7 protein-coding genes are annotated in these 10,829 nt (G+C 35.7%); 6 read left to right on the forward strand and 1 reads right to left on the reverse strand.

Annotated elements, in window-relative coordinates; all coding sequences use genetic code 11:
* Positions 1-93 precede the first annotated feature (93 nt).
* Positions 94-1,464 carry a phosphomannomutase/phosphoglucomutase gene (locus GSY74_RS00855; protein WP_164663208.1) on the reverse strand — a complete coding sequence of 457 codons (1,371 nt, stop codon included), beginning with the start codon at positions 1,462-1,464 and terminating at the stop codon, positions 94-96.
* A 114-nt stretch (positions 1,465-1,578) separates the two neighbouring features.
* On the opposite strand from GSY74_RS00855, the gene wecB reads away from it, so the two are divergent.
* The 6 genes from wecB to GSY74_RS00885 form a co-directional block, all read left to right on the forward strand.
* Complete coding sequence (wecB, locus tag GSY74_RS00860) at positions 1,579-2,742, forward strand: non-hydrolyzing UDP-N-acetylglucosamine 2-epimerase (protein ID WP_164663209.1); 1,164 nt, start codon at positions 1,579-1,581, stop codon at positions 2,740-2,742.
* Between the two features lie 92 nt (positions 2,743-2,834).
* The gene (locus GSY74_RS00865; RefSeq protein WP_164663210.1) at positions 2,835-6,926 is read left to right on the forward strand and encodes a hypothetical protein; all 4,092 of its coding nucleotides are present in this window, start codon (positions 2,835-2,837) and stop codon (positions 6,924-6,926) included.
* A 10-nt stretch (positions 6,927-6,936) separates the two neighbouring features.
* On the forward strand, positions 6,937-8,700 hold the full coding sequence (locus GSY74_RS00870) for a hypothetical protein (protein ID WP_164663211.1): 1,764 nt from the start codon (positions 6,937-6,939) through the stop codon (positions 8,698-8,700).
* Between the two features lie 5 nt (positions 8,701-8,705).
* Positions 8,706-9,737 carry a hypothetical protein gene (locus GSY74_RS00875; RefSeq protein ID WP_164663212.1) on the forward strand — a complete coding sequence of 344 codons (1,032 nt, stop codon included), beginning with the start codon at positions 8,706-8,708 and terminating at the stop codon, positions 9,735-9,737.
* Between the two features lie 10 nt (positions 9,738-9,747).
* Positions 9,748-10,338, forward strand: a complete 591-nt coding sequence (locus GSY74_RS00880) for a DUF1461 domain-containing protein (protein ID WP_164663213.1) — start codon at positions 9,748-9,750, stop codon at positions 10,336-10,338.
* A gap of 100 nt (positions 10,339-10,438) precedes the next feature.
* Positions 10,439-10,829: endo alpha-1,4 polygalactosaminidase (locus tag GSY74_RS00885; protein WP_164663214.1), on the forward strand; the 391-nt coding region annotated here is incomplete at its 3' end.

The following is a 10,829-nucleotide window of genomic DNA, read 5'->3' on the forward strand; positions in this document are numbered from 1 at the left end:
AAAACAGTAGAGACAAGGGATTCCCTTGTCTAAATCCTTAATTCATTGGCATTGGACTAAAGTCTCCGATTCCAAATGAGTTTTGCAAAAAGTCTAATATAGAAGTTCTTTTGCCTTTCTGATGAGTCTATTCAGACTCTCTTCATACTTTTTTGCAAGAGCTTTATCAGTTGATTCAAAACGCGTTACCAACAGAGGGGTGGTGTTACTAGCACGAACCAAACCCCAACCATTTTCAAAGTTTATACGAACACCATCAACAGTGATAATATTTTTAATCACTGGAAAATCACTTGGAGGGTTTTCTAGTAGCTCTTTGATTTTATCAATGAGGATAAACTTCTCCTCATCAGTGGTTTCCACTTTTATCTCTTCTGTTGAAAAGACTTGTGGAAGAGCATCAATCTCTTGGTCTATATCAATCCCATCATGGATAAGTTCTAACATTCTAAGCGTAGCATAGATGGCATCATCATAACCAAAGTAGCGATGTTTGAAGAAGATGTGACCACTAACTTCACATGCCAAATCAGCCCCTGTCTCTCTCATCTTGACTTTGAGATTGGAGTGACCTGTTTTATACATTATCGCTTTTGCACCTCGTCGTTCTAGCTCATCGTACATCACTTGTGAACATTTTACTTCACCTATGACAGTTGGGTTTTCCATCTTCATCGCATAGAGAAGTGCCATCTGGTCACCTTTGATATTGTATTTGTGCGTCAAAACAGCAATACGGTCTGCATCTCCATCATAGGCAAACGCAATATCACCTTTCTCACTCAATAGTTTTTTAATATCTACCAAATTCTCCTCAACCGATGGGTCAGGGTGGTGGTTAGGGAAAGTTCCGTCAGGTTCAAGATATATTCCCTCATAATTAAACTCCAATGCATCAAAAATATCAGTAATCACTGTATCCGCAACCCCATTTCCACAGTCGATAACGATTTTTTTATCCAACCCTTTTAGATGAGCAAACTCTTTTATCATATAGTTGATATATGGTGTTTTTACATCAATCTTCTCACAATGGGTATCATCAGCAATCTCCATCGACTCATTTGCCATAATCTCATCACCCAACGCGTAAATCTCCTCTCCAAAAAAAGGTGCTTTGTCTACAGTGATTTTAAAACCATTGTACTCACTTGGATTATGCGAACCTGTAATCATTATCGAAGCGTCTGTCTCAATGCCATCATGACTAATATAGTTTGCAAAATAGTTTACAGGGGTAGCGACAAGCCCCATATCCAAAACTCTACATCCAGAAGCGTTGAGTCCACTGGTTAGGTAATCTCTTAGGATAGGAGAGTGTGACCTCGCATCAAAACCAATGGCTACAACTTTGTCACCTTTTATCTTTTGACCTAAAAAATATCCAATAAGTTTAACACTCTGTTGATTGAGTTCTTTTTCAAAAACACCTCGTATATCATATTCTCTAAAAATGGTTTTCATTGTTCCTAATACCTTATATAATTATGGTAACAATATTAAACACATATTGCTTGAAAATAGCTTAGTAAAATAAATTTTAAGATACAATACACGCAAAACTAAAGAAGGAAATTAATGCAAAAAGTATTAATAGTGTTTGGAACAAGACCAGAAGCGATTAAGATGGCTCCATTGGTCAAAGCCTTTGAAGATTACAAATTAGATTTTGATGTCAAGGTTTGTGTAACAGCACAACATAGAGAGATGTTAGACCAAGTACTTGATATGTTTGAGATAGTGCCTGATTATGACCTAAATATCATGAAATCAGGACAGGATTTATATGATGTAACAGCCAATGTTCTGCTTGGTATGCGAGATGTACTAGAAGATTTTGCTCCTGATTTAGTTTTGGTACATGGAGACACCTCAACTACAAGTATCACCTCTCTTGCTGCTTTTTATCAGAAGATAGCTGTAGGTCATATAGAGGCAGGTCTTAGGACAGATGATATATATAGCCCTTGGCCAGAAGAGGCAAATAGACAGATAGTAGGTGTATTGGCAAACTATCACTTTGCACCAACTATCACAAGTCAAAAAAACCTTTTAAGAGAGAACAAAGAGAGTAAAAATATCATAGTAACAGGAAACACTGTTATAGATGCACTCTTCTTAGCCTTGGATAAGATAGAAAAAAATAGTCAATTAAAAGAGAAAATTGAATCAAATTTCACCAATTTAAAATTCAAAATTCAAAATTCAAAATTAATCTTAGTCACTGGTCACAGAAGAGAAAATTTTGGACAAGGGTTTATAAATATCTGTAAAGCACTAAAGCGTTTGGCTATTGATAATCCATCTATAGATATAGTATATCCTGTGCATCTAAATCCCAATGTTCAAAAACCTGTAAAAGAGTTACTCTCTGATATACCCAATGTACACTTAATAGAGCCACTACAGTATGAGTCATTTATCTATCTTATGAGCAGAGCCTATTTTATTATTACAGATAGTGGAGGAGTTCAGGAGGAGGCACCTGCTCTTGGTAAACCTGTGCTTGTGATGCGTGATACAACAGAGAGGCCAGAGGCTGTAGAGGCTGGTACGGTTAAACTTGTGGGTACAGATACCGATAAAATCGTAGAAGAGGCACAGAGACTTTTGAATGATGATAGAGTGTATGAGCAGATGAGTTATGCACATAATCCTTATGGAGATGGAACTGCTTGTATTAATATTATAGAGTTTTTAAGGAGTAGATACTCTTCAATCAAAGTAAATAACCATATTTAAATAATTTATAAATCTAATCTTATAGGTTAAGTTAAGTGTTATGAAATAAATGTTATCGTAAACTTCACAATTGATTTTTTGGGAGAGAAGTGATGACATATTTAAAGCATACAGTAGCTCTGGTTTTTATAACTCTGTTTATGGGAGGTTGTATCTCTGCAAGCAATGATACAGTAGTTGGAGGTACACCTGATGTTACACAGTGTAGTCCCCTAGAGGGGGTACTAGATGGGGCTGATTTTGTTCCAAAGAGTGCTATCTCTGAACATGAGAATGACGGTAGAACTCATCCTGACCTTTTCTTTATCGCTTGGTCACAGCTTGATGCACGAATAGATTTGAGGTCTCCTGAAGATGGTTATGATAATACAGGGTTTGAAGATAAACTATTAGTCTCACGAAAACAGCAAGATGGAGGTTACAAGACATGGCAGATATATCCATCTCTTGATAATGAGTGTAAAGATGTAGAGAAGGTTAGAATTCAGAGTTTTGATGTCGCACCTGATGGGAAAAGTCTCTATCTTTCTATGAGCAAACCTGTTTTTTCTGATAGTGATATTAACAAAGAGAGTGACCTTAATCCTGAGAGAAACTTGGGAATATTCAAAATGGATATTGCCTCTAAAAAGATAACTCCTATTACTACGGATTATGGTATTAGTTTTAGCTACCCTACTTATATTGGAAATGATAAGGATACAGACCACGAGATGCTGCTTATCTCTAAAACAGTTACCAAAAAAGATATTCCTATAAATTACAAACTGGATGTTCTTCGTGATGAGTATGACAAACGCCCTGCACCTCTTATTCATAAGCTTGATACCGTTACAGGAGCAGTGACCAGAATTGGGTTTAACAACTCTCACCAGACCGAGCCAGTCGTGATTAATCAAGGTGAAGATGTTCCATTGGTTATATTTACAGAGTGGGAGCATCAAGCTACGGTTAACCGTTTCTCTTTATGGAAAATGCAGATTGATGGAAGTGATACTTTTATGTTTTATGGTGAAGAAGCAGCGACGGATGACTCTGGTGAAAATATCTATCAAGCTCGTCAGGTTAAAAGTGGTAAGTACAAAGATTATATCTTGATGGGGCAATCAGCACGAAGAGGGAATGAGGGTCTATTTCTTGGAGAAGGTGATATTTTAATGACCAAAAGAGTTCACCTTGACTTGCGAAGTGATAAAATATTTCTATCAAAGATGAGCAGTAGTGGTGTTGAGACAGATATTGCAAGAACTCCTGAACACTATAACGATGAGAGTTTTGTCTACGCCTACAGAGAAGATACCGATAGCTCTTACAAGATATATATCAAAGATTTTCCTGAAGAGGTTGGTGACCCGTTGGATAGTGATGCAGGAGCAGTAGTTATCTCTAGTAATAATTATCACTTTATGCAACCTAGAAGTTTCTACCCACCTGTTAGTAAAAAGGTTGCCCCAGGAGTGAGTGATTTGAGTGAAAATCGAGTCTCTTTTACAAATGATAATCTAAATGGTAAATCAGGATTTTTAGTTGAAAATCTATTGGCTTCTAACAATGGTGTTCAGCATCAACTCAACGGCATTTCCAAAGATGATATACGGATGCAATTTTTTATTCCAGCTCATGATTTTAGTAGCTCTTATGCTGTTGGAACGGATAAGAATAATGAGAGTCTGGAGCTTACTATCCCCTCAAGTGATTTAATTGAGACAGAGAGTGATGGTTCATTAGGTATTGTACTCAAAGAGGGTCTTTATGTATGGAAAGTCAATAAGAAGTTTCCATTTACTGATGGAGGAGATATTTGGATACCTATTCGAGCAGAGCGACAAGAGGTGAGTTTTGTACCCAATCGTGTCAATGAGTGTAACCAGTGTCACCAAGATAGAAACCAAGGAATACTAGACCAATATCACGAGTATTACTCTATTGCACATAATAAAATGAGAGGTAACCTTAGTGATGTATTGGGAACAGATAAAGATATATCAGACTACAACGCCACAGAGCAGATTCCTGATTTTCATAAAAATATCATTCCACTACTTACAAAACCTGCTATTAATGGTGGAGGTGCATGTGTCAGTTGTCATAATGCCAAAGATAAACTAAACCTCTCTAATAAGACAGGTGTTAGCTCTTTGAACTCTACTTATAGAAATTTTGTTTTGGGTGCACACAAGATGCCTGATGACACGGCTTTACCTTATAACTATAGTGATATTAATCCGATGGGGATAGATGATAAATATCATCCTGCACCTTTTTTGTGGAGTCTGATTCTAAATGATGATTTGACTCTTCCTGAAGATGGAACACACCCTGATAATTTAAGTCGTGATTTGGACAGAGATGGTGATTATGGTGCAACCTATAGTGCTGAAGTTTCCGATGAAATTAGTAGAATTAACGGAGTCTATAACCACAGCAAACACTGGTCACGAGAGGATACACAGAAGATTATCACTTATGGTTCAACCAGATTGGCTGTTGGGTTGTCGGACAGGATGAGTTTTGATACAAATAGCTCTATTAGTACCAATACCAAACAGGCTCAAAAAGCCTATCAGGCGATGGTGCGAAGCTGTTACGAGTGTCATAATAATCATACAGCAGGGGGAATGAATGATTTGACCTTTGAGGATGCCATGCCAAAAGAGAAGAGGTTTAGTGATTCGGTATTCTTAAGAGATACCAAGATGAGATTTGTTATTCGTCAACATATTGAGCATAAAGGTGATACCAAATACTCTAAACAGAACTTGCATAGTAATCTTGAGAACTCTAAGAGCAGTACCCTTAGTTCAGCACTCTATCGTGTTGATTTTGATAATATCAACAACTCTGAACTGTTGGTTTATGCAAGGGGATACTATATTGAAGATGATGATACGCATACTCTTCTTAGTTCCAAGGTTAAAGCTCATGCTCCTTTGGCAGAAAGCGATAGTGATTATATCGCCATGAAGAACTGGCTAACAGGTGTATCCATGAGCAATCAAGCACCAACGATTACTAAACCTGTTAAGCCTATCGTCATGAAAGAGTATGATGTACCTGCCTATCTGGAGGAAAATCTCACATGGAGTGATGCCGATGATGAACTCTCACAGCTCCTTATATCTAAGCCAAATACAACTGAACATGCTTTTAGTGATGCAATGTTGGCACTAGAGTACAACAGTTTTGTATCTGCTAAATTAAAAGCTTATGCGATTTTGGGTGATAGAGGAGAGCAGAATCTTACTTTTAGAGTAACTGATGGATTGCATAGTGGCTCCATACATAATGTTCCTGTAACGGTAACCAGTGACTATGAAGTGCCAAGACCTAGCTCTACTTTGCCTGATGCATATCTATTCTTTATGGATAGGAATACAAGTATGCTTAGAAAGATGGAGACCAATGGGACAATTACAGAGATTGGTACAGTGGTAAATTTTGACCAAGATAACTGGCAGACCATGTATCGTCGAGCTGATAAGGGTTGGCTCTATTTTATTGACCAAGAGAACCAAGTGATACATGTCATTGATGAGACAGATGCTTCTGAACAGTTTGAAATTACTCTTAACCACGAGCCAAATAAGGAGACAAGAATACACAAACAGACTCTATACTTAATTTGGTGGAGACCAGCAGAGGGGAGTGAAGGAGATGATAACTACAGAGCAGGAAGACTTGAAGGATTGTTAGAGTCTAAGTTTAGTGAAACTAAAGATGGTGATTGGTATGTTGACCTTGGAGATGGTGAAAATAGTGAGACAACGATTATTCCAAATTGGCAGACCAAGCTTGTTGATGGAGGGAATACTTTAGGAGTTTATGTATGGAGAAGAGCAACTTTTATGACCAAGTGGGTCAATGAGGGGATAGATAGAATGAATGTTCTTAATCTTGAGACAGGTAAAGCAAAGTATATGACTGATTTTAATTTTACCGCTCAGACAGTGGATGGGGTTGATTATAGTGCAAATACTTATTGGAATGCACGAGCTTTGGTTGTGGCTGAAGATGGAGCGTTTTATGGATTTAACAAAGATTTGAATGTGGAACCTGAAGTGTTTAACTTTGACCCAATACTTGGGATTCAAAAAAAGGTTGATGTTCCACAGTGGATTCAAGACTATATTAATAACTACCAAGAGTATGCTACACCATTCTTGGTGATTGAGCCGAGACCTTAAGGAGGGTGGGATGAAAAAAATAAGTATATTCTTAGGTGTACTACTCTTTATAGGATGTGGTGGTGGAGGTAGCTCTCCTGAAACTAAAGAGACAAACAATACTATTTCTCCTGTAGTAGTAGACGAGGTGGTAGTTATTGAGGAGAGTAATAACTCAATCGAACAAGAAGATGAAAATAGTAGTGCTATTGTAGATACCAATAGTAGCAGTAGTTTAGTAGAGTATGAGAACAGCAATAAACAAATATTAGGAAAAGCTCAACTAGGAGTATTAGCAGAAGCTACAGTAAAATTATATGAGTTAGATGATGGGATAAAAAAATTATTAGCAACAGAGATAACTTCAAAAGGTGATACTATAGATGGTATTGGTAATTTTAATCTTCACCTAGAGATGATAAAAAATGATGAGTTCTATATCTATGAGGTTAGTGGTGGATATGATTATGATAGTGATGATAATGGTATTATTGATGGGATTCCGACACAAAATAAAGGTGTTTTTCATCTATTAGTTGAGGGGAGTAGTCTAAAGAGTGCAAAGCAGATTACTATAACCGTAGTTAGTGAGATTATATATCAAAAAGTTTTACCTTTTCTTGATAGTGATGAGATAAAGAGCAAGATGTTACTCTACTCAAAAGAGGTGATTAAAAAGGATATAGATGGAAGTGGTTTTATAGATATAAATGATGTTCTTTACTATGACCCTATTAATGGCAAAGGGTATGTTCATGATAGCTATAGAGATATAATTCTTCAGATGATTATTAATATTTTAAATGGTAGAAACTTTGATATAAACTATCCAACAGATGAAGAGGGTGTGCAACAGGCACTAGATAGTGGTGATTATAACTATATTATTAATCAATTACTAAATAATGCTGATGCGTATAATATGTCAACTGATGAGATAAATATGAATATAGCAGGAGCATATATAGGTAAAGCAGACTATACAGCCTATGATATGGTATCAGCAATTGCAAATGATAGTAGTAGTCTTAATGGATTTATTTATGATATAACCAAAAATAATAACGCTGTTGATACATTAAAAAACTTAGATGAGGCAGATATATATTATAGTAGTATTGTTGATGGTCTTGATTGTAGTGATACTACAGGGTTAAGCGATGAACAGAAGGGTAGCTGTTTTAATCTTGGGTTAGTACGACTGACTTCCCTATCTAATAGTGTAAAACTACTTTTTGGTGGTGATGAAAATGTTGTAGAGCAGTGGGCATTGGGTGTTGATATTAACTCTTCTGATGATTTAAATGGAAATAGTGTTGTTGATAGCTCAGATGCTTCTGCTTGTGCAATTGTCTACGCTAGTAATCCAAATGATAACTGTAGAGATGGAACTATACATACATATAGAGGTGGAGTAACTTTTAATAACTCTGAAACAGAGTATTCAACTACACTTATTGAAGTTGATGTAGGTAGTTCTGAACATGGCTATAGTACTTTTTATAAACTTATTAAAGATGGTTCAGTTATATTAACTGATGGTAGCTGTGATAAAAATTTTAATTTAACAACAGAGATAGAGGATGGGATAAACTATTTTCCATGTCCAACATTGAATAATCAAGAGATGATGAATATACAGAGTAGTCTTAGTAGCTCTGCAAATATTCAATATCTTTTCCCACTAGGAAGTACTACTCGAACGACTATAAATAACTATATTTTAAATATTACAGGTAGCGTTGATGGTTCTATAGAGCAGAATAATCTCTCTAGTTATCTACAGAGGCATTAACTTTTATGTTAAGGCTTCTCTCTCTCTTAATCTTTATAACTTTGAGTCTACCTGCTAATAGTTTAGTTTTAAATCCTAACTCTATTGGTCGTGGAGGTGTAGATATGGCTTTGGGAGGAAGTAGTAACTCTATCTTCTCAAATCCATCCAACCTAACTACTATTGGTGTAGATGAGTTAGTGGTAGAGCCTATAGACTCTTCTATCGCACTAAATGAAGATACGCTAGATTTTTTGACAGAGTTGAGTTCTGATGCTGATAATTCTAAAAAAGTATCTGCCTTAATGAAAAAGAATATAGGTAAAACTTTGAGTTTTAGAGCTAACAACTTCGCTTCTATCTATAAAACTCCTGGTAGATATAGTTGGCTCTTTGGGCTACAAAATGATATAAGTGGATATTTTATAACCCATAGTGGTTTTGGTTCGATTGGGGCTATGGAGAGCTATATAGAGAGATATAGGTCAGCTGTGGGGACACTCTCTTTTTCTCAAAATAGTCTAAGTTATGGAGTCAATATTAGAGCCATAGAGAAGTATCAAACTATTCATAACTACTCTATTGGTGAGATGATAGAGAGTGATAGTTTTATGGAGTATTTTGATAATGAGTATACTCAAAAAGAGGAAGCGGTGGCTCTTGATACAGGTATAAGCTATAAATTACCAAATGCAAAGTTGGCTTTTTCTATTTTAAATATAGGAGATACAAGTTTCAAAGAGATAGGTGAAATACCCTCTACAACCAATATAGGATTTTCATCTAATTATAGAAAGTTTCTATTTGGAATGGATTATATAGACCTATTTGGAGCAGAATATGATGCTAATTTTGAGGACTCTATTAGATTTGGGATTAGTCGTAGTTTTTTTGATGATAGTTTAACACTTAGTTCAGGTATCTTGTATGAGGGGTTGACTTTTGGGGTGGATTACCGATACTCAATACTCAATATATCACTTAGTAGCTTTAAAGAGAAAGAGTATAATTCCATAAAAAACAGAAAATATCAGCTCTCACTATCTCTAGCTTGGTAAAATGTTGCAAATGAAATTTTTCTATATTATTTTTGCTCTACTACTCTCGTTTACACTTCTTCTAAGCTCTTTTGAACTTACTTTTTTTCTCTTTCACTCTCCTTTTGACTCTACTATTGTAGAACCCAAAGCACACTCTTTGACATGGATATATCTACTAGAACAGAAGTATATCACCTTTATAGATTTGGATATTTTTACTATCCATGAGAAGAGGCATCTGCTCGATGTCAAGCGACTGTTTGAGAATATTCACTCTGTTTGGATTACAGTCTCTGTTATTAGTTTATCTTTGGTTATATTTCTATATTTTAGAGCTAAAGAGAGGCTTATTCTAGTTTTTAGATATAGCTTTTTTATTGGATTGATGGTTGTTGCACTCTCTATACTTTTAGCATTTGATTTTTTGAATAGCTTTAAATTCTTGCATCAATTGCTGTTTCTAGAGCATAGTTGGATATTTCCTGATGACTCTATTTTGATAGAGTGGTTTCCTCTCTCTTATTTTCAGGAGTTTGTAGTTATTGTGATTTCTATTTTTTTCATGTTTCTCCTTTTTCTTAAGTCATTACATAGCCTAGACAAAAATAGAATAGACTAGGTATACGAAAATTCATAGTACCTTTTTTTCAAAATAACTAAAAACTTCTTAAAAAAATGCTAAAATAATAACATACTTCAAACAACTAAGGTAAAGAGAGATGAATCTTCTAAACAGTAGAGTGATGGTTATGATAATGTTACTATTTTCAGGACTATCAGCAGACGAGAGATACGCTTTTATCTATAGCAAAAATATAGATGATAGGTTTATAAACTTCTATGACAAAGTTGTGGTAGAGGCAGATGCCATAGACAATATCTATGCAATTCGCTATCCCAAAAAGATGGTGGCTTATGTGAGTGTGGGTGAGATTGAGCCGTGGAGGAAGACCAAAACTCCGTATGATAAATCATGGGTTATATCTGAAAACAAGACATGGAACTCACTAATTGCTGATTTGAGAAATGATGCCTATCAGGAGTTTATCTTTGAGAGGATTGATTCTCTCTATAAAAATGGGTATAGAAACTTCTTTTTGGATACTATGG

This window comes from Sulfurovum sp. bin170 (assembly GCF_010892395.1).
GTDB lineage: Bacteria > Campylobacterota > Campylobacteria > Campylobacterales > Sulfurovaceae > UBA1140.

What these genes read in the sequence shown, in the direction of transcription:
- GSY74_RS00855 (WP_164663208.1), bottom strand. Translation starts at nt 1,464, where the DNA reads ATGAAAACCATTTTTAGAGAATATGATATACGAGGTGTTTTTGAAAAA.
- wecB (WP_164663209.1), top strand. Translation starts at nt 1,579, where the DNA reads ATGCAAAAAGTATTAATAGTGTTTGGAACAAGACCAGAAGCGATTAAG.
- GSY74_RS00865 (WP_164663210.1), top strand. Translation starts at nt 2,835, where the DNA reads ATGACATATTTAAAGCATACAGTAGCTCTGGTTTTTATAACTCTGTTT.
- GSY74_RS00870 (WP_164663211.1), top strand. Translation starts at nt 6,937, where the DNA reads ATGAAAAAAATAAGTATATTCTTAGGTGTACTACTCTTTATAGGATGT.
- GSY74_RS00875 (WP_164663212.1), top strand. Translation starts at nt 8,706, where the DNA reads ATGTTAAGGCTTCTCTCTCTCTTAATCTTTATAACTTTGAGTCTACCT.
- GSY74_RS00880 (WP_164663213.1), top strand. Translation starts at nt 9,748, where the DNA reads ATGAAATTTTTCTATATTATTTTTGCTCTACTACTCTCGTTTACACTT.